This window comes from Pseudonocardia sp. 73-21 (assembly GCF_001899645.1).
Taxonomy (GTDB): domain Bacteria; phylum Actinomycetota; class Actinomycetes; order Mycobacteriales; family Pseudonocardiaceae; genus Pseudonocardia.
Genome location: NZ_MKVV01000098.1, coordinates 180,202 through 205,595, shown reverse-complemented (window position 1 = coordinate 205,595; position 25,394 = coordinate 180,202). Strand labels below are relative to the sequence as shown.

Annotated in this window: 26 protein-coding genes; 8 read left to right on the top strand and 18 right to left on the bottom strand. The window is 73.0% G+C overall.

What is annotated here, in order from left to right:
- Positions 1 to 98: 98 nt before the first annotated feature.
- Genes BGP03_RS32155 through BGP03_RS32145 form a run of 3 tightly spaced genes read right to left on the bottom strand, consistent with a single transcriptional unit; the run spans position 99 to position 2,953 of the window.
- A complete protein-coding gene (locus BGP03_RS32155) occupies positions 99 to 521 on the bottom strand; it encodes a MarR family transcriptional regulator (protein ID WP_298796272.1) in 423 nt (140 codons plus the stop codon).
- Positions 518 to 1,963, bottom strand: a complete 1,446-nt coding sequence (locus BGP03_RS32150) for an MFS transporter (protein WP_298796274.1) — start codon at positions 1,961 to 1,963, stop codon at positions 518 to 520. The genes BGP03_RS32155 and BGP03_RS32150 overlap by 4 nt, the downstream gene beginning before the upstream one ends.
- 45 nt (positions 1,964 to 2,008) lie before the next feature.
- Positions 2,009 to 2,953 (bottom strand): TetR/AcrR family transcriptional regulator C-terminal domain-containing protein, encoded by a 945-nt coding sequence (locus tag BGP03_RS32145; RefSeq protein ID WP_298796276.1) that lies wholly within the window; start codon positions 2,951 to 2,953, stop codon positions 2,009 to 2,011.
- Positions 2,954 to 3,096: 143 nt separating this feature from the next.
- Between BGP03_RS32145 and BGP03_RS32140 the strand changes: the two genes are divergently transcribed.
- Positions 3,097 to 4,287, top strand: coding sequence for an FAD-dependent monooxygenase (locus BGP03_RS32140; protein ID WP_296376261.1), 1,191 nt, complete (start codon positions 3,097 to 3,099; stop codon positions 4,285 to 4,287).
- Here BGP03_RS32140 and BGP03_RS32135 read toward each other — a convergent pair.
- The 5 genes from BGP03_RS32135 to egtA form a co-directional block, all read right to left on the bottom strand.
- Positions 4,269 to 4,733 carry a cupin domain-containing protein gene (locus BGP03_RS32135; protein WP_296376263.1) on the bottom strand — a complete coding sequence of 155 codons (465 nt, stop codon included), beginning with the start codon at positions 4,731 to 4,733 and terminating at the stop codon, positions 4,269 to 4,271. The two genes, BGP03_RS32140 and BGP03_RS32135, sit on opposite strands and share 19 nt — an antisense overlap.
- Before the next feature lie 149 nt (positions 4,734 to 4,882).
- Complete coding sequence (egtD, locus tag BGP03_RS32130; RefSeq protein ID WP_296376265.1) at positions 4,883 to 5,854, bottom strand: L-histidine N(alpha)-methyltransferase; 972 nt, start codon at positions 5,852 to 5,854, stop codon at positions 4,883 to 4,885.
- Positions 5,855 to 5,869: 15 nt separating this feature from the next.
- Complete coding sequence (egtC, locus tag BGP03_RS32125) at positions 5,870 to 6,601, bottom strand: ergothioneine biosynthesis protein EgtC (protein ID WP_296376267.1); 732 nt, start codon at positions 6,599 to 6,601, stop codon at positions 5,870 to 5,872.
- Positions 6,602 to 6,604: 3 nt separating this feature from the next.
- Positions 6,605 to 7,945, bottom strand: coding sequence for an ergothioneine biosynthesis protein EgtB (egtB, locus tag BGP03_RS32120; protein ID WP_296376269.1), 1,341 nt, complete (start codon positions 7,943 to 7,945; stop codon positions 6,605 to 6,607).
- Complete coding sequence (egtA, locus tag BGP03_RS32115; protein WP_298796279.1) at positions 7,912 to 9,213, bottom strand: ergothioneine biosynthesis glutamate--cysteine ligase EgtA; 1,302 nt, start codon at positions 9,211 to 9,213, stop codon at positions 7,912 to 7,914. The genes egtB and egtA overlap by 34 nt, the downstream gene beginning before the upstream one ends.
- Positions 9,214 to 9,332: 119 nt before the next feature.
- Here egtA and BGP03_RS32110 point away from each other — a divergent pair, with 119 nt between their 5' ends.
- Positions 9,333 to 9,899 (top strand): TetR/AcrR family transcriptional regulator, encoded by a 567-nt coding sequence (locus BGP03_RS32110; protein WP_296376273.1) that lies wholly within the window; start codon positions 9,333 to 9,335, stop codon positions 9,897 to 9,899.
- Between the two features lie 101 nt (positions 9,900 to 10,000).
- Entirely contained in the window at positions 10,001 to 10,387 is a 387-nt protein-coding gene (locus BGP03_RS32105; protein WP_296376275.1) for a group 1 truncated hemoglobin, read from the top strand.
- 54 nt (positions 10,388 to 10,441) lie between these two features.
- Here BGP03_RS32105 and BGP03_RS32100 read toward each other — a convergent pair whose 3' ends face one another.
- The 5 genes from BGP03_RS32100 to BGP03_RS32080 form a co-directional block, all read right to left on the bottom strand.
- Positions 10,442 to 10,888: a MarR family transcriptional regulator gene (locus BGP03_RS32100; protein WP_296376277.1), complete on the bottom strand. Its 447-nt coding sequence runs from the start codon at positions 10,886 to 10,888 to the stop codon at positions 10,442 to 10,444.
- Between the two features lie 70 nt (positions 10,889 to 10,958).
- The gene (locus BGP03_RS32095) at positions 10,959 to 12,818 is read right to left on the bottom strand and encodes an ABC transporter ATP-binding protein (RefSeq protein ID WP_298796294.1); all 1,860 of its coding nucleotides are present in this window, start codon (positions 12,816 to 12,818) and stop codon (positions 10,959 to 10,961) included.
- 183 nt (positions 12,819 to 13,001) lie between these two features.
- On the bottom strand, positions 13,002 to 13,811 hold the full coding sequence (locus BGP03_RS32090; protein WP_296376279.1) for an enoyl-CoA hydratase/isomerase family protein: 810 nt from the start codon (positions 13,809 to 13,811) through the stop codon (positions 13,002 to 13,004).
- A gap of 30 nt (positions 13,812 to 13,841) precedes the next feature.
- Complete coding sequence (locus BGP03_RS32085) at positions 13,842 to 14,051, bottom strand: helix-turn-helix domain-containing protein (protein WP_296376281.1); 210 nt, start codon at positions 14,049 to 14,051, stop codon at positions 13,842 to 13,844.
- Positions 14,052 to 14,375: 324 nt separating this feature from the next.
- Entirely contained in the window at positions 14,376 to 16,007 is a 1,632-nt protein-coding gene (locus BGP03_RS32080) for an ABC-F family ATP-binding cassette domain-containing protein (protein ID WP_296376283.1), read from the bottom strand.
- Between the two features lie 127 nt (positions 16,008 to 16,134).
- On the opposite strand from BGP03_RS32080, the gene BGP03_RS32075 reads away from it, so the two are divergent.
- Positions 16,135 to 16,926: an SDR family oxidoreductase gene (locus BGP03_RS32075; protein WP_298796283.1), complete on the top strand. Its 792-nt coding sequence runs from the start codon at positions 16,135 to 16,137 to the stop codon at positions 16,924 to 16,926.
- A 388-nt stretch (positions 16,927 to 17,314) separates the two neighbouring features.
- On the opposite strand, the gene dgt is transcribed toward BGP03_RS32075, so the two are convergent.
- Positions 17,315 to 18,772 carry a dGTP triphosphohydrolase gene (gene dgt / locus BGP03_RS32070; RefSeq protein ID WP_298796285.1) on the bottom strand — a complete coding sequence of 486 codons (1,458 nt, stop codon included), beginning with the start codon at positions 18,770 to 18,772 and terminating at the stop codon, positions 17,315 to 17,317.
- Between the two features lie 136 nt (positions 18,773 to 18,908).
- On the opposite strand from dgt, the gene BGP03_RS32065 reads away from it, so the two are divergent.
- The 4 genes from BGP03_RS32065 to BGP03_RS32050 all read left to right on the top strand — a co-directional run bounded on the left by BGP03_RS32065 (position 18,909) and on the right by BGP03_RS32050 (position 22,461).
- The gene (locus BGP03_RS32065; protein ID WP_298796287.1) at positions 18,909 to 20,075 is read left to right on the top strand and encodes a lycopene cyclase family protein; all 1,167 of its coding nucleotides are present in this window, start codon (positions 18,909 to 18,911) and stop codon (positions 20,073 to 20,075) included.
- A gap of 75 nt (positions 20,076 to 20,150) precedes the next feature.
- Entirely contained in the window at positions 20,151 to 20,600 is a 450-nt protein-coding gene (locus BGP03_RS32060; protein WP_296376292.1) for a universal stress protein, read from the top strand.
- Between the two features lie 73 nt (positions 20,601 to 20,673).
- The gene (locus tag BGP03_RS32055) at positions 20,674 to 21,639 is read left to right on the top strand and encodes an adenylate/guanylate cyclase domain-containing protein (RefSeq protein WP_296376294.1); all 966 of its coding nucleotides are present in this window, start codon (positions 20,674 to 20,676) and stop codon (positions 21,637 to 21,639) included.
- A 33-nt stretch (positions 21,640 to 21,672) separates the two neighbouring features.
- A complete protein-coding gene (locus BGP03_RS32050; protein ID WP_298796289.1) occupies positions 21,673 to 22,461 on the top strand; it encodes an arylamine N-acetyltransferase in 789 nt (262 codons plus the stop codon).
- A 67-nt stretch (positions 22,462 to 22,528) separates the two neighbouring features.
- Here the strand turns inward: BGP03_RS32050 and BGP03_RS32045 are convergent, their stop codons facing one another.
- The 4 genes from BGP03_RS32045 to sufC are packed head-to-tail and all read right to left on the bottom strand — an operon-like array spanning position 22,529 to position 25,382.
- Positions 22,529 to 22,915, bottom strand: a complete 387-nt coding sequence (locus tag BGP03_RS32045; protein ID WP_296376298.1) for a metal-sulfur cluster assembly factor — start codon at positions 22,913 to 22,915, stop codon at positions 22,529 to 22,531.
- Positions 22,912 to 23,364, bottom strand: a complete 453-nt coding sequence (gene sufU / locus BGP03_RS32040) for a Fe-S cluster assembly sulfur transfer protein SufU (protein ID WP_296376300.1) — start codon at positions 23,362 to 23,364, stop codon at positions 22,912 to 22,914. Before sufU ends, BGP03_RS32045 begins: the two co-directional genes overlap by 4 nt.
- 6 nt (positions 23,365 to 23,370) lie before the next feature.
- Complete coding sequence (locus BGP03_RS32035; protein ID WP_296376302.1) at positions 23,371 to 24,618, bottom strand: cysteine desulfurase; 1,248 nt, start codon at positions 24,616 to 24,618, stop codon at positions 23,371 to 23,373.
- Positions 24,618 to 25,382 (bottom strand): Fe-S cluster assembly ATPase SufC, encoded by a 765-nt coding sequence (sufC, locus tag BGP03_RS32030; RefSeq protein WP_296376303.1) that lies wholly within the window; start codon positions 25,380 to 25,382, stop codon positions 24,618 to 24,620. The genes BGP03_RS32035 and sufC overlap by 1 nt, the downstream gene beginning before the upstream one ends.
- Between the last annotated feature and the right edge of the window lie 12 nt (positions 25,383 to 25,394).

The window sequence follows — 25,394 nt, the reverse complement described above, 5'->3', positions numbered from 1 at the left end:
TCGTCGTTTCGACGACGTTGCGAAGGCGTCAATGTTTCATTGACATCGGGGAAGACCCGATCGTGAGCGGATATCGGTGCGGGAGCACCGATATCCGCTCACGACTCCGGCGAGGGCACCAGGACACCCGCCAGGGCGCGGTCCAGGTCCGCCAGGTGCTCGGCCGGGAGATCCGTGAGCGCGCGGGGCGGCGTGGCCAGCAGCGCCTCCGCCTCCCGGGCGGTCCGCTCCCCCGCCGCCGTCACCGACAGCACCTTGCGCCGGCGGTCGGTGGCGTCGGGCGTGCGGACGACCAGGCCCCGCTGCACGAGGTCCTCGACCACCACCGAGACGTACGGCGGATCGGAGCCCAGCCGCTCGGCGAGCAGGCCGCCCGTCGTCGGTTCGGCGGCGATGCGGCGCAGCACCTTGATCCGGAAGAAGCTCATGCCCAGTGCCGCGCAGACCTCCGCGCGGCGGTCGTCCTCGGTCACGAGCGCGCGCATCGCCGCCCACACGCGCTGGGCGGCTCCGTCCGTCACCGGGCCCCCACCGGCTCGGGGGCGGGGCTCTCGAACAGCTCCGCCGTGTCGGCGGCCGTCCGACGGGCCCAGTTCCCGGTCCCGACAACGCCGAGCACGAGGATCACGAGACCGCAGCCCACCATCACAGCCCAGCCGATGCGGCTGGCGTCGGCGAAGCCGGTCGTGATCGGTCCGCTGATCCGCGCGGTGACCAGCGATCCCAGCACCGCGACGCCCAGCGCCGAGCCCACCTGGCGGCTCGTCGACGCGACGGCCGACGCCACGCCGGCCTGGCTGATCGGCATGCCGGAGACGGCCGTGTTGGTGATCGGAGCGTTGATCATGCCGAACCCGATGCCGAAGACGGCGTAGGCCAGGATCAGCATGCCGATCGGGGTGTCGGCCTCGATCGTCATCAGCAGGATCAGCGCGCCGAGGGTGAGTCCCGCTCCCCCGGCGAGCAACGAGATGCGCGGGCCCCGGCTGGCGACGAGCCGACCGGAGACCACCGGCAGCAGGCCCGCCATCAGGGCCATCGGCAGCGTCAGCAGGCCGGCGTGCAGCGGGCTGAACCCGCGCACGTCCTGCAGGTAGAGCGCGTTGAGGAACAGGAACCCGGCCAGGGCGGCGAACGCGGCCACCGCCGTGACGGTGGCGGCGGAGAACGGGGCGCTGCGGAAGAACCGGGGATCGATGAGCGGATCGCGACGCCGCGACTCGACCACGACGAGCAGCACCGCCGACACCACGGCCACCACGAAGCATCCGACGATCAGCGGGGAGCCCCAGCCGTGTCCGGGGCCCTCGATGACCCCGAACGTGAGCCCGCCCAGCACCAGCCCCACCAGCGCCTGGCCGTACGGGTCGAACCGGCGCGCCCGCGGCGCCCGGGACTCCGGCACGAACCGCGCGGCCAGCACCACGGCCGCCAGCACGATCGGCACGTTGATCCAGAAGATGGAACGCCAACCGACCGAGTCGACGAGGACGCCGCCGACCACCGGGCCCAGCGACATGCTCCCGCCGATCACGGCGCCCCACACGCCGATGGCCTTGGCGCGCTCCCGCCGGTCGGTGAACGTGTTCGTGATGATCGACATGGCCACGGGGTTGAGCATCGAGCCACCGATCGCCTGCAGCGCCCGGAACCCGATGAGCGAGCCGACGTCCGGCGCCAGGCTGCACAGCAGCGAGCCCAGGCCGAACAGCAGGAGCCCGGTCTGGAACACCCGCCGGCGGCCGATCCGGTCGGCGGTGGAGCCGGCCAGCATCAGGAGGCACGCGATGGTGAGCGTGTAGGCGTCGATGGTCCACTGCAGGGCCGAGACCGACGCGCCGAAGTCCCGCTGGATCGACGGCAGGGCCAGGTTGACGATCGTGTTGTCGAGGCTCACGACGAACAGGCTCGAACAGCAGATGGCCAGGACGAGCATCCGCCGGCGGCGGCTCAGGTCGGGCACGGGAACCTCGATCGTTGTACGGCTATAACGGTTAGCACAGTACAACTACAGCGGCGGGACGGCGCCCCGGTTCGGGGTGTCGAGCGCCACGCGCAGCCCGTCGAGCAGGTAGCCCAGGCCGCGCTCGAACATCACGTCCAGGTCGAGATCGAAGTCCATCGACAGGATCCGCTCGAAGTGCGGGAAGTCGCCGGTGCCCACGATCGACCGCAGTGCGGCCTCCTGGGTCTCCATCCACTGCTCGTTGTCCAGACCCGTCACCGCCTGGGCGGCGGCCTCGGGTTCGAGGTTCACCGCGGTGCCGCGGGCGTAGTTGAACACCGTCAGGTGCACGTCGAACATGGCCGGGAGGTCCAGTCCGAGGCCGTCGAGGGCGGTGAGCACCCACTCGGTGTAGGCCATGCCGCCGGCGACCGGCTGGGGCCGGGTCAGCGACAGCGCGGGCGCCAGCCAGGGATGGCGCCGGAACGCCGTCCAGAGCGTGCGCCCCGCCAGCTCGAGCTGGGCCCGCCAGCCCGCGGGCGGCCTCGCCGGCGGTTGCCACTCCTGCCGCATCACCGCGTCCATCATCTGCAGCAGCAGGTCGTCCTTGTCGGCGACGTGGCGGTACAGCGACATCGGCCCCGCCCCCAGGTCGGTGGCGACCCGGCGCATCGACAGCCCGTCGAGACCCTCGGCGTCGGCGATCGCGACCGCGGCGGCGACGATCCGGCCGGCCGTCAGGCCCGCCGCCGGCTCGGCGCGACGACGAGGCGGCCGGGTGGTGCTCGGCGCGGCGACCACGGTACCGACGCCGGGCACGGTCCGGACCACCCCGTCCTGACGCAGAGCGGTGATCACCTTCGTGGCGGTGGCGATGGCCACGCCCCACGTCCGGCTGATCTCGCGGGTGGAGGGCATCCGGTCGCCCGGCACGAGCTCCCCCCGCTCGACCCGCCCGCGCAGCTCCGCGGCGATCCGCGCGTAGGGCGGCGCCTCACGATCGACCACGATTCCTCCGGTGTACTAGTTCACCTGCGTGCCTGGTCGCACGGCTTTCAACCCGCCGCGTCCTGGCCTGCACTAGTGCAGACAACGCTCTGACCTGCACGAATGCTTGCCTGCTTTCTAGCGTACGACGTACTCTAGCCCGCATGGACACCACCGAGGTACTCATCTCCGGCGCCAGCATCGCCGGCCCCGCCATCGCGTACTGGCTACGCCGGCAGGGGCACTCCGTCACCGTCGTCGAGCGGGCACCCGCACTGCGTCCCGGCGGCCAGGCCGTCGACCTCCGCGGGGCGGGCCGCACCGTCATCGAGCGGATGGGCCTGATGCCCGAGGCCCGGGCCGTCTCGCTGGACCAGCGCGGGCTCGCCTACGTCGACGGGCGCGGCCGCATCACCGCGACCATGCCCGCCGACGCGTTCGGCGGGGAGGGGATCATCTCCGAGATCGAGATCCTGCGCGGCGACCTGGGCCGGCTCCTGGTCGACGCCGCAGGCGACGTCGAGTACCTCTTCGACGACACCATCACCGGCATCACCCAGGACGACCACGGCGTCGACGTCACGTTCGAGAACGCCGCGCCGCGCCGGTTCGGGCTCGTCATCGGCGCCGACGGGCTGCACTCCGCGGTCCGGCGGCTCGCGTTCGGGCCGGAGTCCGACTGCGTCCGTCCGCTCGAGTGCTACACCGCCTACTTCACCGCGCCGGCGGCCGGCGACCTCGACGGCTGGTACATGATGCACAACCTGCCCGGCGGCCGTGTGGCCTCGCTGCGGCCGGGGCGGCTGCCCGGCGAGAGCAAGGCGTCGCTCTCGTTCCGCTCGGCGCCCGTCGCCCGCACCGGTGCCGCGGCGCACAAGGACCTGCTCGCCGAGCGCTTCGCCGGCGGCGGCTGGAAGGTCCCCTGGCTGCTCGACGCCATGCGCGCCGCACCGGACTTCGCGTTCGACTCGGTGGGCCAGGTGCACCTCGACCGCTGGTCGAACGGGCGTGTGGTGCTACTCGGCGACGCCGGGTACTGCCCGACCCCGCTCACCGGACTCGGCACGAGCCTGGCGCTGGTCGGGGCGTACGTCCTGGCCGGCGAGCTGGCGGCCCGGGCGGACCACCACTCCGCGTTCGACCGCTACGAGCGGGTCCTGCGGCCCTACGTCACCACCGGCCAGGAGCTGCCACCCGGCGGCATCGGCGGGTACGCCCCGACGAGCGCGCTCGCGATCCGCCTGGGCGCGCTCACGATGCGCTCGATGACCCGCTGGCCGATGCGCGGGATCCTGGAGAAGCAGTTCGCCAAGGCCGGCGGTATCGACCTGCCGGACTACTGCCTCGCGGGGTGACCCGGATCGACCCAGGCGACGGTCTCGGGATCGGTGACGCCGTCGATGTCCAGGTTCACGACGACCGGGTCCTGCCCGCTGCGCGTGAGCACACACTCCAACGGCTCGTCGTCGAGGGCGTTGATCTCCTGGTGCGGCACGAACGGCGGCACGAAGATGAACCCTCCCGGCCCGGCCTCGGCCGTGAACTCGAGGTTCTCGCCCCACTTCATCCGGGCCCGCCCGCGCACCACGTAGATGACGCTCTCCAGCTCACCGTGGTGGTGGGCCCCGGTGCGGGCGCCCGGGTGGATCGTGACGGTGCCGGCCCACAGCTTCTGCGCCCCCACCCGCCCGTGCGTGACGGCGGCGGCGCGCTCCATCCCGGGGGTCTGCGGGGTGTTGCCGTCCAGTGCGTCGGGCGGGATGACCCGCACCCCGTCATCACGCCAGTCGCCGCTGCTCACGAAACGCACCCTACCCACCCCGCGAGTCGGCAGATTCCCGCCCGCGAGTCGCGCAGGTTCCCGCGCATCCTCCGCCCGGAAAACCGTCGACTCGCCCTCGGAGAAGCGCCGACTCGCGCGCTGTGAAGTGCCGACTCGCGGGGTGGGGGTCAGACGGCTGTCGCCAGGGTCAGCGCGAAACGGGCGTCGGGGTCGGTCCAGCTGCGGGTGAACTCGAAGCCCGTGGCCTCCAGCCACCCGCGCACGCCACCGGGCCGGAACTTCGCGGAGATCTCGGTACGCATCTCCTCCCCCGCCGCGAACTCGACGGTGAGGTCCAGGCCGCGGACGTGCACGGTCATCGCCCGCTGCGCCCGCAGGCGCATCTCGATCCACTCGTGCTCGACGTCCCAGACCGCGACGTGCGTGAACGCCTCGGGGGCGAAGTCGGCGTCCAGCTCGCGGTTGAGCACGTGCAGCACGTTGCGGTTGAACTCCGCGGTGACGCCGGCCTCGTCGTCGTAGGCCGCGACGAGCACCTTCTCGTCGATCACCAGACCGGTGCCGAGCAGCAGCTGCTCGCCGGGCTGCAGCACCGAGCGGAGCTGGGTGAGGAACGCGGCACGCTCGGCCGGGACGAGGTTGCCGATCGTCCCGCCCAGGAACGCCACCATCCGGCGGCGGCCGCGGGGCAGCCGGTCGAGGTGCTTGGTGAAGTCGCCGACCACGCCGTGCAGCTCGAGATCCGGGTACTCGACGGCGAGCGCGTCCATCGCCAGCCGCAACGCCGACTCGCTGACGTCCTGCGGCACGTACTGGCGCAGCGTGCCCGCGCGGGCGAACGCGTCGAGCAGTACGCGGGTCTTCGCCGACGAGCCGGAGCCCAGCTCGACGAGCGTGTCGGCCCCGGACGCGACCGCGATCTCGTCGACGCTGCGCTCCAGCAGGGCGCGCTCGGTGCGGGTCGGATAGTACTCGGGCAGCCCGGTGATCTGCTCGAACAGCTCGCTGCCGCGCGCGTCGTAGAACCACTTGGGCGGCAGCTGTTTGGGGTTCGCGGTGAGACCGGCACGCGCGTCGGCCCGCAGGGCCGCGTCGGCGTCGTGCTCGGTCAGGTGGATGTCGAGAAGGGCGCTGCTCATCGGACTCCCGTTGTCTCAGAGCGTGGTGAAGCGGTGGCGACCCGGGCGGGCCACCAGCAGGTGCCGGGCGGGCACCTCGGTCCATGGAGCGTCGGTGGTGGGTTCGGACGCGACGAGGGCCGTCGCGTCGGAGGTGGTGACCGACAGCGCGTGGTCCCAGGCGGTGGCCCAGATCGTCGCGCCGTCGGTGAGCAGGAGGTTGAGCCGCGACCCCGGGGCGGCCGCCGCCACGGCGGTGACGACGCCGGCCAGCACCGTCGCGGGGTCGGCCCCGCCGCGGAGCCCGTCCCGGACCAGCGCCCACAGCAGCGCGGCGTCGGTGGGGGCGTCGAGCGTCATCAGGTCGACGACGGGCAGGGCCGCCGCCAGGGCGGCCACCGCCTGCGGCCAGCCGCGGACGACGCCGTTGTGGCTGAACAGCCACCGCCCGTCGCTGAAGGGCGCCGCGGCCGTATCGGTGACGGGCATCCCGGTGGTCGCCGACCGCACCGCGGCCAGCACCGCCGTGGAGGAGGTGACCCCGGCCAGCGCCGTGAACGCCGTGTCCGACCAGATCGGCGACGCGCTGCGGTAGCGGACGGCCCCGTCCCCGGCGTACCAGCCGACGCCGAAACCGTCGGCGTTCACGGTGCCACCGCCGCGCATGTCCGCGGGTGCGTAGGACTGCCGCAGCAACGAGTGCTGCGGCTCGAGGACCAGCGACGACAGCGTCACGGCCGGTCCGAGGTAGGCCAGGTGGCGGCACACGCGCTAGTGCACGTCCCCGGGTGCAGCGTCGCGGGCCAGCCGGAAGCCGGAGAAGATCTGCCGGCGGATCGGGTGGTCCCAGTTGCGGAACGTGGATCGCAGCGCCGACGGGTCGGTGCCGAAGGAGCCCCCGCGCAGCACGCGGTAGTCGCCGCCGAAGAACACCTCGGAGTACTCCGGGTACGGGAACGTCTCGTAGCCCGGGTAGGGGTGCCACCCCGACGACGTCCACTCCCAGACGTCGCCGATCAGCTGGTGCACCCCGAGCGCCGACGCCCCGCGCGGGTAGGCGCCGACGGGCGCGGGCCGCAGGTGGCGCTGCCCGAGGTTGGCGTGCTCGGGCGTGGGGTCCTCGTCGCCCCACGGGTAGCGCCGCGACCGCCCGGAGACCGGGTCGAACCGCGCGGCCTTCTCCCACTCCGCCTCGCTGGGCAGGCGCTTGCCGGCCCACGCGGCGAAGGCGTCGGCCTCGTGGCAGCTGACGTGCACCACCGGCTCGTCCACGACGATCGGCGCGAGTACCCCGAACGTGCGCCGGTACCACTGCCCCGACCCGTCACGCTTCCAGAACTGCGGCGCCACCAGACCGGCGTCCACGCGGTGCCGCCAGCCCGCCTCGCTCCACCACCGCGGCTGGTCGTACCCACCGGCGTCGACGAACTCTGCGTACCACCCGTTCGTGACGGGCGCCGTGTCGATCCAGAACGCGTCGACGTGCGTGGCGTGCGCGGGCCGTTCGTTGTCGAGCGCCCACGGTTCGGTGGAGGTGCCCATCGTGAACCCACCGGCCGGTACGAGCACCTCCCGCACGGGCAGCGGCGAGCCCGACGGCGGCGGGTCGGCGTGCAGCACCGCGGGCCCGGTGCGCAGCTGGTGGGTGGCCAGCATCGTCTCGTCGTGCTGCTGTTCGTGCTGCACGATCATGCCGAACGCGAACCCGTTCTCGACGAGCCGGCGGCCGGTGAGCGGCGTGCGAGCCAGGGCGTCGAGAGCCTTGTCGCGCACCTCGGCCACGTAGCGGCGGGTCTCCGACGGGGTGAGCAGCGGCAGCGCGACCCGGCTGGCCCGCGAGTGCTGGAACGCGTCGTAGAGGCCGTCGATCTCGGGCCGCAGCGGCTCGCGCCCGCCCACGTCGCGGACGAGCCAGAGCTCCTCCTGGCTGCCGATGTGCGCGAGGTCCCACACCAGCGGCGACATCAGCGGCGAGTGCTGGGCGACGAGGTCGGCCTCGTCGACGGCGTCGGTGAGCGCCGTGCTCCGGGCGCGCGAGGCGCTCAGCAGGTCGGCGACGGTCGTGCGGAGATCGGGGCTCAACTCTCTCCCTCCGGGAGGTCGGCGGGGCACAGGCCCCGCAGGACACGGTGTTCGGTCATGGTCGTGAGGTCCTCCACCAGCCAGCCCGGCGCGCCGACGGCCGGCAGCTGCGCCACCGCCAGCTCGAACACCGCGGCCGCGGCCGTGGCCAGCACGGGGTCCTCCAGCCCCCGGCGGGCGGCGGACACCCACCGCTCGCGGGCGGGCTCGCAGGCCTCCCGGGCGCGGTCGAGCACCGCTCCGTCGGCGAGCAGCGCCGTGAGCACCGCGGTGGGCAGCGCCCAGCCGCGGCCGGGCTGCATGTCGATGTAGCGCACCTCCAGGTGCCCGTGCGGGCGCACGGGCGGGAAGAGCGTGGAGACGTGGTAGTCGAGGTCGGCGGTGGTGGGCGGTGGCCCGGGCAGGCCGCCGCACACCCAGTCGGCGAACGTGACGGCCTCGGGGACGAGCCACCCGTCGTCGCGGCGGACGCACAGCACCGGGCTCTCCATGACGCGGCGGGCCCAGGCGGCGGCCGGGTCGAGCGCGTCCACGTCGGCGACCGGGGGCGGCCCGGTACGCGCCTCGTCGGCCTGCAGCCAGCTCATCCACCGCGCCGACTTCCAGCCGGTGTCCCGCCCGTTGAGCGTCGGCGAGTTGGCGAACGCGGCGAGCAGCACCGGACCGAGCGCGTGCACCGCCGACCAGCGGCGGGCGACCTCCGCGCCCTGCCCGGCGTCGACGCAGACCTGCACGGCGGACGTCGAGCACATGGCGGTGCGCCCGCAGGTGCCGATCCGGTCGAAGGCCTGCTCCATGGCGCGGTAGCGCGGGAGGTCCAGCAGCCGCACCGGCGGACGCGACGCGTCGGCCGCGCGGGACTCGGGGTGCAGCCCGTGGGCGGCGAGGAGGCCGTGGAGAACCTCGGCGTCGGAGACGGTGGCGCCCACCAGGTCGGGGAGACCCGGGAGCGGGGGGCTCGCGATCTCGATCTGGCCGCCCGGCTCGACGGTGATCTCGGAGCCTGCCGGCAGCGGACGTGCGGGGGACGCGGGGTCGAGCGAGCGCGGGGTGTGGGGGCCGAGGGCCGCCGCGAGCGACGCGAGCGTCACCGGCCGTCCCGGCCGGGCGACGTCGTGGAGCAGCCATTCCAGCTCGACCCCGACGAGCGTCGGCGGGCCGTGCTTGAAGCACACCGACGCGACGTAGGCCTCGGCGTCGGCACAGTCGTGCAGCACGCTCGGCCCGGCGTCGGGGGCGGCGTCCTCCGCGGCGGTCACCGCCTGGGCGACCACCGCGACCCCCGGCTTCTGCGTCACGCGAGAGAACGCTACTCGCGCTGCAAGCCGATTGCAGGAGGTGGCCGAGGGTCCTGTGATGAAGCCGTAAGACCTTCCCAAGACGTACGTACGTCTGGTTGGCCGGTAAGCTCACCGGTGTGCCCCGCGTCAGCAGCGACCAGCTCGCCGCCCGGCGCCAGGAGATCCTCGACGGCGCGCGGGCTTGCTTCGCCCGCTTCGGCTACGAGGGGGCCACGGTACGCAGGCTCGAGGAGAGCACGGGCCTGTCCCGGGGGGCGATCTTCCACCACTACCGCGACAAGGACGCCCTGTTCCTCGCGCTGGCCGAGCAGGACGCCGGGCGCATGGCCGACGTCGTCGCCGAACAGGGGCTCGTGCAGGTGATGCGCGAGCTGGTGGCCGACCCGTCGGGGGTGCGGGGCTGGCTCGGGACCCGGCTCGAGGTCTCCCGTCGGCTGCGCACCGAACCGGAGTTCCGGGAGCGCTGGAGCGCCCACTCCGCCGCGCTCACCCGGGCCACCCGCGAGCGCCTGGAGCGACAGGCCCGGACCGGCACGCTGCGTGACGACGTCCCGGTCGCGGTGGTCGCGCAGTACCTGGAGCTGGTACTGGAGGGCCTGATCTCCCACCTCGCGATGGGCCTGCCCGCCGACGACATGGGCCCCGTGCTCGACCTGGTGGAGGCGACGGTCCGCCGGAGATAGGTCGTGTCAGATCCTGTTGTGCACTCTTGACGTGCCCGGCGCGCAACCCGGACAGTGAACCCCGCCACACCCCTCATCGACGAAGACGGCGGGAGACCGACATGGCCGAGGGCAGCCTCTACGACCGACTGGGCGGCACGTACGCGATCGCGGGTGCGGTCGACGTGCTCGTCGACCGGCTCTTCGCCAACGTCGCGGTGAACGCCAACGAGGCCGTGCACGCGCACCACGGCGACCCCGCCAACGCGCCGGGTTACAAGTTCCTGGTCACGGCGTGGTCGATCGAGGCCGCCGGCGGGCCGAAGTGCTACCCCGGCCGGGACATGACCCTCACCCACGACGGCCTCGTGATCACCGACGGGGAGTTCGACGCCGTCGCCATCGAGATCGCCGCCACCCTGAACTTCCTCGGCGTGCCCGCGCCCGAGCAGAAGGAGTTCATGGAGATCATCGAGAGCTACCGCGCCCAGGTCGTGCAGGCCGCCTGAAACGTGGGTGCGCCGGGACAACGGTGTCGCGGCGCACCTGCCCTGCACTTTCGGTCAGGGCTGGAGGTCGGCGGCCCTGAGCCGCTCCGCGAGCGCGGTGAGCTCCCCGCGGAGGACGGCGAGGGCGCCGTCGGTGAGCCCGGTGGCGACCCGGACGCGCGCCTGCGCCCCCGCCGCCCGGTCGCGCAGCGCCCGCCCGGCATCGCTCAGCGTCACCTGCATCATGCGCTCGTCGTCGCTGCGCCGGCGCCGCTCCAGCAGGCCCTGGGCCTCAAGCCGCTTGAGCAGCGGCGAGAGCGTGCCCGTGTCGAGGTGGAGCCGGCGGCACAGCACCGACAGCGCGACGGTCTCGTCCTCCCACAGCACCAGCATCACCGCGTACTGGCTGTACGTGAGACCGATGTCGTCGAGCAGCGACCGGTAGCACCCGGTCATCGCCCGCGACGCGCTGTGCAGGGCGAAGCAGAGCTGGTCGTCGAGGACGAGGTCCGGCGCCGTCATCGACCCAGCGTAGGTCCCTCGACGCCCAGCGTGACCAGGCGTAACGTCGACAGGGCCGGACGGCCCAGCGTCATCCGACCAGATGCTGGCCGGCGAACTGCGTGCGGTGCAGCACCGCGTAGCGCCCGCCCGTGGCGAGCAGCTCGTCGTGGGTGCCCCGCTCCACGATCCGACCGTGCTCCACGACCGCGATCTGGTCGGCCGCGCGGATCGTCGAGAGCCGGTGCGCGATCACGATGGCCGTCCGCCCCGCCAGCGCCTCCACGAGCGCCTCCTGGACCGCGGCCTCGGACTCGGAGTCCAGGTGCGCGGTGGCCTCGTCCAGGATGACGACGCGGGGCTTCGCGAGCAGCAGCCGGGCGATCGTCAGGCGCTGGCGCTCGCCGCCGGAGAGCCGGTAGCCGCGCTCCCCCACCACCGTGTCGAGCCCGTCGGGCAGGGCGTCGAGCAGCTCGCCGAGCCGGGCCCGCTGCAGCGCCTCGACGATCTCGGCGTCCGAGGCGCCGGGGGCGGCGTAGCGCAGGTTGCCGCCGATGGTGTCGTGGAACAGGTGCCCGTCCTGCGTGACGACGCCGACGGCGCCGCGCACCGAGGCGAACGTCAGGTCGCGCACGTCGATGCCGGAGAGCTCCACCGCGCCGCCGTCGACGTCGTAGAGGCGCGGCACGAGCGACGCGATGGTCGACTTCCCCGCCCCCGACGACCCGACCAGTGCCAGCAGCCGCCCGGCCCCCACCTCGAGGTCGACGCCGTGCAGCACCTCCTCGTTGTGCCGCTGGTCGAGCACCGCCACCTCCTCCAGCGAGGCGAGCGAGACGTCCTCGGCGTTGGGGTAGGCGAAGCGCACGTCGCGCAGGCGGACCGACACCGGGCCGTCGGGCAGCGTGCGGGCGTCCGGCTTCTCGGTGATCATCGGCTGCAGGTCGAGCACCTCGAAGACCCGCTCGAACGACACCAGCGCCGTCATGACGTCGACGCGGGCGTTGGCCAGCGCGGTCATCGGCGTGTAGAGCCGGGTGAGCAGCAGCGCGAGCGTGACGACCGTGCCCGCCTCGATCTGCCCGGTGACGGCCAGGTAGCCACCGAGCCCGTAGATCAGGGCCTGGGCGAGCGCGGAGACCAGCGACAGCGCCGTGACGAACACGCGCGAGACCATCGCGGTACGCACCCCGATGTCGCGGATCCGGAGGGTGCGCTCGCCGAACTCCGCCAGCTCGGCGTCCGGGTCGCCGAACAGCTTGACGAGCGTGGCGCCCGGCGCGGAGAACCGCTCGGTCATCTGGTTGGAGATGCCGGCGTTGAGGTCCGCGGCCTCGCGCCGCAGGTCGGCGATCCGCACGCCCATCCGGCGGGCCGGAATCACGAAGATCGGCAGCAGCACCAGGGCCAGCAGCGTGACCTGCCAGGCCAGCGTCAGCATCACCGCGACGGCGAGGGTCAGCTGGATGACGTTGCTGACCACGCTGGCCAGGGTGGTGGTGATCGCCGACTGGGCCCCGATCACGTCGTTGTTGAGGCGGCTGACGAGCGCACCGGTGCGGGTGCGGGTGAAGAACGCCACCGGCATCGTCTGCACGTGCCCGAACACCGCGCGGCGCAGATCGGCGATCAGCCCCTCGCCCAACCGGGACGAGTACCAGCGGGTGAGCAGCCCGTTGCACGCCTCGATGATCGCCAGGGCGGCGATGCCGGCGGCCAGCCCCACCACGGTCGCGGCGGCGGCGGAGGTGCCGCCGCCCTTGACGATGGTGTCCACCACCCGGCCCGCGACCACCGGCGTGGCCACCCCGACCACCGCGGAGAGCACCGTGAGCAGCAGGAACGCGATCAGCCAGTTCCGGTAGGAGGCCGCGAACCGCCAGATGCGCGGGATCGTGCCCTTCTTCACCGACCGCGGGGCGGTGGCCCCGCGCTCCACCCCGCGCAACATCCCGAACGGTCTCTCCACGCGGCCAGTCTCACCGCCCGGGGAAACCCCCGCCACACGGACGGGCCCCGCCGCCGGGCCATGATCACCGTTCTGGTGCGGGACGGGGTGCGGTGGGCGCCGGTGTCCGCCGCACACCGCCGCCCCCGTGGGGACGACCGGCGGCGATCACGGCCGGGGGCGTCCTCAGCCCTCTCCGGCGGCGAGGGAACGCAGGCGGATCACCTGCGCCGCGCGTTCGGCCGCCAGGGCGGCGGCCGGGTCCAGCCCGTCGGCCACGCCGGCGAGCAGCGCGAGGGTGGCCGAGGCCGCCTTCGGAGCCGCACTGACCAGCGCCGTCGCCAGCTCGTCGACGGCCGCGTCGAGCTCCCCGACCGGCACGCTGCGCAGAGCCAGACCGCTGCTGACCGCCTCCTCCGCGCCGACCCGGCGTCCGGTGAGGCAGATGTCGACCGCGCGCGCATAGCCCACGGCGTGCACCAGCGGGTAGGTGCCGCCCAGGTCGGGCACGATGCCCAGGGCCGTCTCGGCCATGCAGAACTTCACGTCGTCGGCCACGATCCGGATGTCGCAGGCCAGTGCGAGCTGGAACCCGCCCCCGATCGCGTGCCCCTGCACGGCCGCCACCGTGACGCGGGCGGGATCGCGCAGCCACGCGAACCCCGCCTGGAACGACGCGATGGTCGTGTCGGCCTGCTCGGCGGGCATGGTGGCCAGTGCACTGATGCCGGGCAGACCGTCGACCTCCCGCGCGGTGAACGCGCGCTTGTCCAGCCCCGCCGAGAACGCGCGGCCCTCACCCCGGACCACCACGACCCGCACGTCGGCGGGCAGCGACTCCCCGATGGACTGCAGCGCGGCCCACGTGACCGGGGTCTGGGCGTTGAGGCTCTCCGGGCGCGACAGCGTGATCGTCGCCCGGGGGCCCTCCACATGCAGTGTCACCCCGCCTCGGGCGAGCAGGTCGAGGTCCGGAGCGGGGTCCACCTGAGTCATGTCCGGGAGGTTACCCCCGGGTAGTTGCCGCTACTTCTTCTTGGTGCGGGTCGCTCCGCCGCGGCCGCGCAGCGTCACGCCGGTCTCGCTGAGCACCCGGTGCACGAACCCGTAGGACCGGCCCGTCTGCTCGGCGAGCGCCCGGATGCTGGCGCCCTTCTCGTACTTCTTCTTGAGGTCGGTGGCCAGCTTGTCGCGCTGGGTGCCGGTGATTCGGGCACCCTTCTTGAGGTCCGTCATCGGACTCCTCCAAAACTTCGTTGCCCCTGGTGAAACACGCCCCTGGGCCTGGTCGGCCCGGCGGTGCGGCAATGATCGTCCACGTCCGGACGCGGGACCAGGAGATCCACTCGATGATCGGTGAGCGGTTCCTCCGAATGGATCACGCGGACGGGTGATCATTGCCGTCCGCCGATCACCGCCTCGTCACCCCGACGCCATCTCCTCGTCACCCCAGGAGGCGATGGAACGCGCACATCGCCATTCATGCGTGTCGAATGTGGCCCTGTGTGCCGCAACTGCGGCGTGCGATCGGGTGATCATCGTCCCGGCCGGATCGTCCGATCAGGCCAGTTGGACGAGCTCCAGATACTCCGCCGACCAGAGGTCCTCGGTGCCGTCGGGCAGCACGATGACCTTGTCGGGGTGCAGCGCCTCGACCGCGCCCGAGTCGTGCGTGACCAGCACGACGGCCCCGGTGAAGCGCCGCAGCGCGTCGAGGACCTGCTCGCGGCTGGCCGGGTCGAGGTTGTTCGTGGGCTCGTCGAGCAGCAGGACGTTGGCCGCACTGGACACCAGACCGGCCAGTGCGAGCCGGGTGCGCTCGCCGCCGGACAGCGTGCCCGCGGGCTGCTTGAGCTGGTCGCCGGAGAACATGAACGACCCGAGCAGCGTGCGCAGCTGCTGCTCCTGGGTGTCGGGCGAGGCGTGGCGGATGTTCTCCCACACCGTGGCGTCCATGTCGAGGGTGTCGTGCTCCTGGGCGAAGTAACCGGTGCGCAGACCGTGACCGGGCACGACCTCGCCGGAGTCCGGGACATCGACGCCCGCCAGCATGCGCAGCAGGGTGGTCTTGCCCGCGCCGTTGAGCCCCAGCACGACGACCTTGGCCCCGCGGTCGACGGCCAGGTCGACGCCGGTGAAGACCTCCAACGAGCCGTACGCCTTCGACAGCCCCTCCGCGGTGAGCGGCGTCTTGCCGCACGGTGCGGGATCGGGGAAGCGGATACGGCCGGTCTTGTCGTTCTGGCGGACGTCCTCGAGGCCCGCCAGCAGCTGGTCGGCCCGACGGGCCATGTTCTTCGCCGCGACGGCCTTGGTGGCCTTGGCGCCCATCTTCAGCGCCTGCGTGTGCAAAACCGCCGCCTTCTTCTCGGCGTTGGCGCGCTCACGCCGGCGGCGCTTCTCGTCGGTGGAGCGCGCGTCCTGGTAGCGCTTCCAGTCCATGTTGTACTGGTCGACCTCGCCGCGGGTGGCGTCGAGGAACCAGACCTTGTTGACCACCGCGGCCAGCAGCTCGGTGTCGTGGCTGATCACCACGAGGCCGCCGGTGTGGGTCTGCAGGAACCCGCGCAGCCACGTGATGGAGTCGGCGTCGAGGTGGTTGGTGGGCTCGTCGAGCAGCAGCGTGGTGTCGCTCGGCGCTCCCCCGCCGCCGCCGTCGGAGGCGGCGAACAGGATGCGCGCCAGCTCGACGCGACGGCGCTGACCACCGGACAGCGTGGCGATCTGCTGCTCCATGACGCGGTCGGGCAGGCCCAGGTGGGCGCAGATGCGGGCGGCCTCGCTCTCGGCCGCGTAACCGCCGAGCGCGGAGAAGCGCTCCTCGATGCGGCCGTAGTCGCGCACGGCCTTGTCGTTCTGCTTGCCGTCCACCAGCTCGGCCATCGCGGTCTGGGCCTTCTCCATCTTCCGCAGCATCTCGTCGAGACCCTTGGCCGACAGGACGCGGTCCTTGGCGGTGACGGTGAGGTCGCCCTCGCGGGGGTCCTGCGGGAGGTAGCCGACGGGGCTGTTCGCGCCGACCTTGCCCCCGTAGGGCTCGCCCTCGCCGGCGAGCACGCGCATCGAGGTGGTCTTGCCGGCGCCGTTGCGGCCGACGAGGCCGATGCGGTCGCCCGGCTGCACGCGCATCGTGGCGCCGGAGAGCAGGATGCGCGAGCCCGCGCGGAGTTCGAGGTCGGTGGCTGTGATCACGGAGGAGCTCCAGGTATTCCGGGTGGGGACAGACGGGTGGGCCGCACGGGAGGCGGCCTACTCGATCCGGATCACGTGGCCCAGAGTACCGGCCGACGCCACGCGATTCGCGAAGTAGGGTCCAGGCATGACTGATCTCACGGGCTCGGCTGGTCTGAACGGCAGGGCAGCACTCGTCACCGGCGGAAGCCTCGGCATCGGCCACGCCATCGCCGCCGAGCTGCTCACCCGCGGGGCCTCGGTGACCATCACCGCCCGCAAGCCCGACCAGCTCGCCGCCGCCGCCGAGGAACTCGTGGCCAAGGCCGCGGGCGGCGACGCGTCGCGCGTGCTGGCCGTGCCGGGCAACGCCGGGTCGGACGAGTCCCGCGCCGAGGCCGTCGCCAGGACCGTGGAGGCGTTCGGCTCGCTGGACATCCTCGTCAACAACGCGGGCATCAACCCCGTCTACGGCGACCTCATGACCGCGGACCTGAACGGCGTCCGCAAGATCTTCGACGTCAACGTCGTGGCGGCCCTGGGCTTCGTGCAGGAGGCCTACAAGGCGTGGATGGGCGAGCACGGCGGCGTGGTGATCAACCTCGCGTCCACGGCGGGCCTGCGCTCCACCGGCGTGATCGCGGCCTACGGCGCGTCGAAGGCCGCGCTGATCCGGCTCACCGAGGAGCTGGCCTGGCAGCTGGGCCCGTCGATCCGCGTCAACGCGGTCGCCCCCGCCGTCGTCAAGACGAAGTTCGCCACCGCGCTCTACGAGGAGGGCGAGGAGAAGGTCAGCTCGGCCTATCCGATGAAGCGCCTGGGGAACCCGGATGACATCGCGTCGCTGGTCGGCTTCCTGGTCTCCGACGAGGCGTCGTGGATCACGGGCGAGACGGTGCGCATCGACGGCGGCGTGATGGCGACGGGCACGTTGGGCTAGCGAGCGCGGCTACCGCCGCCCGTGCGCGGATAACAGTGTTCCCACCCTGATATCCGCGCACGACCGCTGCCGCACGTCGTGGTCCCCGGCAGGCCGCAGCGGGGATGCTCGCGCGGCACTCCGAGTGCCGCAGCGCGTTCGCCCCGGCCGGGGTGGTCGCCCAGGTCTCGCGGGACTCGCCCCGGCAGCACGCGCTGCTGCGGCTGCGCCGGTCCGGGGCCGTCCGGATCGACCCGCTGACCGACGAGGTCACCTCGGTCGGGGCCGACTGCTCGGCGGCTCCGGCACGTCGGACATGTCGTCCCCTTCGCCCGACGGCTTGCGCGCCACCGTGATCACCCCGGACCCGGACGACATCGCCGCGGTCGCGCTGTCGTCCCCGTCCGGGCTACAGCACCGCGGCGTCGGTCCACAGCCGGCCGGAGCGGCCGGTGAGCACGTCGAGCAGGGCCGTGGCCTGGCCGTCGGTGAGCGAGGCGACGTAGTCGACCACGGCCCGCCCGGTGGCCAGACCGTCGACCTCCGCCGCGGGCGCCAGGGCCGCGTACTCCCCCCGGGCCAGCTCGACGAGGTCGTGCAGGCGGGGCGGCAGGCGCGGGCCGCTCTCGTCGTCGGTGAGCCAGTCGTGCAGGGCCCCGACCAGGCCGGTCAGCACCGTCGCCTGGCCCCGCTGGTGCGACGCGAGATCGGCGCGCAGGAGCACGAACCGCTGGTGCACGAACTTCAGCACCGCCACCTCGTGCCACTGCGCGGTGGCCAGCGCCACGTGGGCCGAGCGGACGGGCGGCTCGGGCCGGACGTCGACCCCGCCGACGAGCCGCGACGTCCAGCGCGCCGAGAACTCCGCGACGGCCCGCTCGGCGGCCATCGACCCGTCGAACGACGTGGCCAGCAGCCCGTCCACGAGGTCCTCCCGCACCCGCTCGACAGCGGCTGTGAACGCGTCGTCGTCGTAGGCCCAGGCGTCCTTGTCCGCGAGCCGCAGGCGCAGCCGTTCGAGGTCGGCGCCGGGCCCGTGCGGGCCCGGGGCACGCAACCAGCCGTTCAGCTCCGCCGCGACACCCGCCTGCTGCAGCACGCCGACGCGGTGGAAGTCCTCGAGGTCGTGGATGGCGTAGGCGATGTCGTCGGCGGTGTCCATCACGGCGGCCTCGACGGTCTGCTGCCACGGCCCGATGACGCCGGCGAACACGGCGCGGCTCTGGCGCAGGTCGTCGAGCTCGGTGGTGTAGGCGGAGAACTTGGCCGAGCCGGCGGACGGCGCCCCGGGCAGTGGCCCGGCTCCCCGCGGTGGCAGCGGCGCGACGCTCGGGTGCGGGTCCGGGTGGGCCCGACGCGACCACGGGTACTTGAGGATCGCCGCCCGGACGGCCGCGGTCAGGTCCAGGCCCGTGCCCCCGGGACCGTGCAGGTCGATGGTGGTGACGATGCGGAAGCTCTGCGCGTTGCCCTCGAAGCCGTCGGGCAGGCCGAGGCGCTCGCGGGCGAGCCGGTCGAGCACCTGCTCGCCGAGGTGGCCGAACGGCGGGTGGCCCAGGTCGTGGGCCAGCGCGGCGGCCTCCACGACGTCGGGATCGCAGCCGCCGAGCTTGTCGACCAGCGGTTCGGGGACGAGGCGCTCGGCGATGGCGCGGGCCACCTGCGCCACCTGGAGGCTGTGGGTGAGCCGGTTGTGCACGAGCAGCCCGGACCCGGCCGGGCTCACCACCTGCGTCACCCCGGCCAGGCGCGCGAAGAACGGCGACGCCGCGATCCGGTCCCGGTCGACACGGAACGGGGAGGCGGCGAGCCCCGCACCCGACTCGGGCACGGGCACCCGCCTGCCGGCTCGCGCACGGAGATCCACCGGTGCAGGCTAGTGGACCTGCTCGTGCGCTCGGCGCGGCGCGCAGCCGGGCAGGCCGCCGCCTCGCCGACGGACGGCACGTTCGTCGCCTAGGTTCAGACGGCCCGGCACTGTCGTCGGACGGAGAGAGGTGCGCGTGGACGACGTGATCGTCGTGGGGGGCGGGCCCGCCGGGCGGGCGCTCGCCGCCGCGTGCGCGCAGCGCGGGCTGGTCACCGCGCTCGTCGACCGGTCGCCGGACGGCCCGTGGCTCTCCACCTACGGCGCCTGGGTCCACGACCTGCCCGCCGAGCTGCCCGCATCCGTGATCGCGGCGCGGGCCACCGGGCGCGCCATCGCCCGTACCGCGTGGGACCTGGGCCGCGAGTACGCCGTGCTCGACGTGCCCGCGCTGCGGGCCCATCTGGACGACGGGCTCGCCGGCGTGGTCGTCGTCGGCGGCCGCGTCACCGGTGCCGGGCCGGGCGAGGTCACGCTGGCCGACGGCACCCGGCTGCGGGCCCGGACCGTCGTGGACGCGGGCGGGCACCGGCAACCGACCCGTGGAGCGGGCCCACGCCGCACCGCGGCCGAGCAGACCGCCCACGGCGTGGTGCTCGACGAGGCCGCCGCCGCCCCGCTCGTCGCACCCGGTGAGGCCCTGTTCATGGACTGGCGCGCCGACCACGGCGAGCCGGGCTGGCCGACGTTCCTCTACGCGGTGCCGCTCGGCGGGGGCCGGGTGCTGCTGGAGGAGACGTCGCTGGCCCGGCGCCCCGGTCTGCCGCAGCCGGTGCTGCGCCGCCGCCTGCTCGCGCGCCTGGCCCGGCACGGGATCACGGTGCCCGACGACGCACCGACGGAGCGGGTGCGGTTCCCCGTCGACACCCCGCGGCTGCGCACCCCCGGCGTGATCGGGTTCGGGGCCGCCGCACCGCTCGTGCACCCCGCGAGCGGGTTCAGCGTGGCCACGGCGCTGTCGCTCGCCCCGGCCGTGGCCGACGCGATCGCCGCGGGATCGCCGGGGGACGTCGTGTGGTCCCCGCGGGCCAGGGCCGTGCACCGCTTCCGGCGGATCGGGCTCGAGGCGCTGCTGCGGATGCCACCGGCCGAGGTGCCCGGCTTCTTCGAGGTGTTCTTCTCGCTGCCCGAGCACCACCGGTGGGCCTACCTGGGCGGACGTGACGACCTGACCGGCACGGTGGCCGTCATGGGCGCCCTGTTCGGCCGGTCGGGGTGGCTGCTGCGGTCCCGGTTGGTGCTCCCGGCCCTGCGTCCCGCGGCCCCGCCACGACCGGCCGAGGAGGCTGCCCCGATCGGGTGATACCTCCGGTGCCGAACGGGGGCGCTACTCCCGGTAACCTCTGCACACGTTGTCCCCCCATGCCGGAGGCTCCCCATGCCCGCCTACCGCACCATCGTCGTCGGCACCGACGGCTCCGCCACCTCCCTCTCCGCCGTCGACCGCGCCGCGTCCGTCGCCGCCGACAGCGACGCCGAGCTCGTGATCGTCTGCGCCTACACCCCCGCCAGCCGCGACGAGACCGCCGGCGCCGAGGACGCCCTCAAGGACGAGGCCTACCTCGTGGTCGGCTGGACCCCCGCCGAGGAGACCCTGCGCACCGCCGAGGACCGCGCCGTCGCGGCCGGGGCCGGGAAGGTCCGCACCGTGGCCGCCGACGGTGCGCCCGTCGACGTGCTGCGCAAGGTCGTCGAGGACAGCCGGGCCGACCTGCTCGTCGTCGGCAACAAGGGCCTCAACACCCTCTCCGGGCGTCTGCTGGGCTCGGTGCCCTCGGACGTCGCCCGGCGTTCCGGCGTCGACGTGCTCATCGTCCACACCACCTGACCTGGAGGCGGGCATCAAGCGCGACTGGCTCTCGGGCGTCGAACGCCTGCTCAACAGCGCCGTCGTCCGCCACGTGGCGGGCGATGCCCCGCTCGACGAGGCGCTCGAGGAGGTCGTCCTCGGCGCCCCCCGCCGCTACACGCGCCTGGAGCTCGCCGACAAGGCCGGGCTCGATCCGGATGAGGGCAAGCGGCTGTGGCGGTCGCTCGGGTTCCCCGAGGTCGACGACGACGACGTCATCTTCAACGACCGCGACATCGCCGCCGTCCGGATCATGAGCAGCCTGACGGACGCGGGCGTGCTCGAACCGGAGGTGCGGGAGGCCGTCGCGCGGGCCGTCGCCCAGTCGATGTCACGGCTGGCCGAGTGGCAGATCGGCATCCTCAAACGCCTGATCGAGGCCCAGGGTGAGGACCTCACACCCACGCAGGCCCTGCAGGTCGCGGGCTCGGTGCTGCCGGCACTGGAGGAGCTGCAGACCTACGTCTGGCGGAGGCACCTCGCCGCGTCGATCGGGCGGATGCTGGTGGCGACCGGTGATGACGACACCGAGAACCTCGTCGTCGGGTTCGCGGACATGGTCGGGTTCACCCGCACCACGCGGCGCCGCTCCACGGCCGAGCTGTCGGAGATGATCGAGCGCTTCGGCTCGTGCACCACCGAGGTGATCGCCGACGGCCACGGCCGCATCATCAAGACCGTCGGCGACGAGGTGCTGTTCGTGACCGACCAGGTCGTCGACGGCGCCGCCATCGCCCTGGCCCTGCAGGACCGCGTGCGCGTGGAGCCGTCGCTGCCGGAGCTGCGGATCGGGCTGGCCGCCGGGCCCGTCCTGGTCCGCTACGGCGACGTGTACGGCGAGGTCGTCAACATCGCCGCCCGCCTGACCAGCCACGCCCACCCCGACAGCGTGCTCGTCGACCGCGAGGTGGCCGACGCCCTGCAGGACGATCCGCGCTACGCGGTGCGCCCGCTGCGACCCCTGGCCGTCCGCGGCTACCGCCACCTGCACCCCTGGCTCCTGGACCGCGCCTCTTGACCTGAACCCGGGTGCAGATAGGACCTGGTCGGCATGGATGCGTACCTGGCCCGGATCGGCGTCGCTCACGGGCCGCCCGACCTCGCGATGCTGCGCGCGGTGGTCACAGGCCACACGCGCTCGATCGCGTTCGAGAACCTCGACCCGTTCACCGGCCGCGACGTGGACCTCGACGGGGTCACCGCGAAGATGGTGCACGGCGGCCGCGGTGGCTACTGCTTCGAGCACAACCTGCTGCTGCAGGAGGCGCTCGACGCCCTCGGCTACCGCACGACGGCGCTGACCGCGCGCGTCGTGTGGAGCAGACCCGCCGACGCCCCGCCCGGGGCACGCACGCACATGCTGCTGCGCGTCGACCTCGACACCGGGCCGCACGTCGTGGACGTCGGGTTCGGCGGACAGACGCTGACCGGTGTCCTCGCGCTCCGCCCGGACGTCGAGCAGGCCACCCCGCACGAGGCCTACCGCCTGCGGGAGGAGGCAGGGACCTGGACGATGCAGGCGCTGGTGGGCGGCACCTGGCGCTCGCTCTACCGCTTCGACCTTACGCCGCAGGTCCGCGCCGACCTGGAGATGGGCAGCTTCTACGTCTCCCGCCACCCGGCGTCGCACTTCGTGACGGGGTTGGTGGCCGCCCGGCCCGCGGAGGGCCGCCGGCACAACCTGGGGGGCCGGACCCTCTCCACCCACCACCTGGACGCCCCCTCGGAGATCCGGGAGCTCGCGAGCCCGGCGGAGATCATGCGGGAGCTGGAGGAGACGTTCCTGCTGACGCTGTCGGAGCTGCCGGACCTGGGGACAGCCCTGAAGCGCCTCTTCTGAAACAGACGAACGGCACCCTCGTCGCCCGAGCTGCGACGGGAGTGCCGTTCGTCAGGGAGAGGAGGGGCTAGACGCGGAAGCCGAGGGCGCGCAGCTGCTCGCGGCCGTCCTCGGTGATCTTGTCGGGGCCCCACGGCGGCATCCAGACCCAGTTGATCTTGATTTCGTTGACCAGGCCGCCGGTCGGGCCCGTGGTCAGCGCCGCGCGCGCCTGCTCCTCGATGACGTCGGTGAGCGGGCAGGCCGCGCTCGTGAGCGTCATATCGATGGTGGCCACGCCGGCGTCGGCCTGGATGCCGTACACCAGGCCCAGGTCGACGACGTTGATGCCCAGCTCGGGGTCGACCACGTCACGCATGGCCTCCTCGAGATCGTCGACGGACGGGTTGTCCGTCCGGGCGGGGGCCTCGGGCATCCCTGCCGCGCCCCGGACGACGTCCTCGGTCTCGCTCATGCCGTTGCCTCCTTCGCGTCGTTGACCCGGACGACGGCGTCCTTGAACGCCATCCATCCGAGCAGTGCGCACTTGACCCGTGCCGGGTACTTCGCCACGCCCGCGAACGCGACCCCGTCGCCGAGCACGTCCTCGTCGGGTTCGACCTTGCCGCGGCCCTGCGCCATCTCCTGGAACGCCGCGAGGATCCGCAGCGACTCCGCTACCGACCGCCCGACCACGAGGTCGGTGAGCACCGATGCGGACGCCTGGCTGATAGAGCACCCCAGGGTCTCGTGCGAGACTTCGGAGACCGTGTCGCCGTCGAGCTTCACCCGCAGCGTGATCTCGTCGCCGCAGGTGGGGTTGATCTGCATCGACTCGGCGTCGAACGGGTCCTTCAGCCCGGCGCCGTGCGGCGTCCGGTAGTGATCCAGGATGATCTCCTGGTACATCTGTTCGAGCTGCATCTCTCGTCACGCCACCTTGAAGAATTCACGCGCCGCCTTGACGCCCTCGACGAGCGCCGCCACCTCGTCCACCGTGTTGTAGACGGCAAAGGATGCCCGCGCCGTGGCGGCCACCCCGAACCGGCGGTGCAGCGGCCACGCGCAGTGGTGCCCGACCCGGATCGCCACGCCCCGGTCGTCGAGCACCTGCCCGACGTCGTGGGCGTGCACCCCGTCGACGACGAACGCCACCGCTCCCCCGCGGTCCTCCGTGGTGGCCGGGCCGATGATCCGGACGCCCGGGATCGCGCTGAGGCCCTCGATCGCGGCCGCGGCGAGCTCCATCTCGTGGGCGTAGACGGCGTCCATGCCGATGGCGCCGAGGTAGTCGACGGCCGCCGCTAGCCCGATGGCCTGCGACGACATCGGCGTGCCGGCCTCGAACCGCTGCGGCGGGGGCGCGTACGTGGTGCCCTCCATCCGCACGAGCTCGATCATGGAGCCGCCGGTGAGGAACGGCGGCATGGCCTCCAGCAGCTCGGTGCGCCCGTAGAGCACGCCGATGCCGGTGGGGCCGAGCATCTTGTGGCCGGAGAACACCGCGAAGTCGACGCCCGCCGCCGTGAGGTCCACGGGCATGTGCGGCACCGACTGGCACGCGTCGAGCAGCACCAGCGCACCGACCGCGCGGGCCCGGCGCACCAGCTCCGCCACCGGCAGGATCGTGCCGAGCACGTTGGACTGGTGGGCGAACGCCACGAGCTTCGTGCGCTCGGAGAGCTCGATCGAGTCGAGGTCGAGCCGACCCTCGTCGGTGATCGAGTACCAGCGCAGCGTGGCCCCCGTGCGCCGGCACAGCTCCTGCCACGGCACGAGGTTGGCGTGGTGCTCCAGCTCGGTGACCACGATCTCGTCGCCCGGGCCCAGCACGAAGCGCTCGGCACCGTCGAAGCCGGTGGCGTTGCTCATCGCGTACGCCACCAGGTTGATGCCCTCGGTGGCGTTCTTCGTGAACACCAGCTGCTCGGGCAGCGCGCCGACGAACGCCGCGATCCGGGCACGCGCCGACTCGTAGGCGTCCGTGGCCTCCTCGGACAGCTGGTGCGCGCCGCGGTGCACGGCCGCGTTGTGCTGCTCGAGGAAGGCCCGCTCGGCCTCCACCACCTGGCGCGGGTGCTGCGAGGTGGCGCCGGAGTCCAGGTAGACGAGCGGCTTCCCCTCCCGCACGGTGCGCGACAGGATGGGGAAGTCCGCCCGGACCTTCTGGAGATCCATCAGACCGCGGCAGCCGGGCTGGTGAACCGCTCGTAGCCGTTCTTCTCGAGCTCGTCGGCCAGCTCGGGCCCGCCCGACAGGACGACCTTGCCGCCGGCGAAGACGTGCACGACGTCGGGCTTGATGTGCTGCAGGATCCGCGTGTAGTGCGTGATCAGTAGGACGCCGACGTCGCCGGAGGCCTTGTAGCGGTTGACGCCCTCACTCACGACGCGCAGCGCGTCGACGTCGAGGCCGGAGTCGGTCTCGTCGAGCACGGCGATCTTCGGGGCCAGCAGCGCGAGCTGCAGCACCTCCTGGCGCTTCTTCTCACCGCCGGAGAAGCCCTCGTTGACGTTGCGGTCGCCGAAGGCGGGGTCGATGTCGAGATTGGACATCGCGGTCTTGACCTCCTTGACCCAGGTGCGCAGCTTCGGCGCCTCGCCGCGGACGGCGGTGGCGGCGGCGCGCAGGAAGTTCGACGTCGAGACGCCGGGCACCTCCACCGGGTACTGCATGGCCAGGAAGAGGCCGGCGCGGGCGCGCTCGTCGACGGTCATGGCCAGCACGTCGACGCCGTCGAGCGTGATGGAGCCGGAGGTGACCTCGTACTTCGGATGCCCGGCGATCGCGTACGCGAGCGTGGACTTGCCGGAACCGTTCGGACCCATGATCGCGTGGGTCTGGCCGCCCTCGATGGTGAGGTCGACGCCCTTCAGGATCTCCTTGGGGCCGTCGTCGGTGGCGACCGAGACGTGCAGGTCCTTGATCTCCAAGGTGGACATGTAGCTACTGGC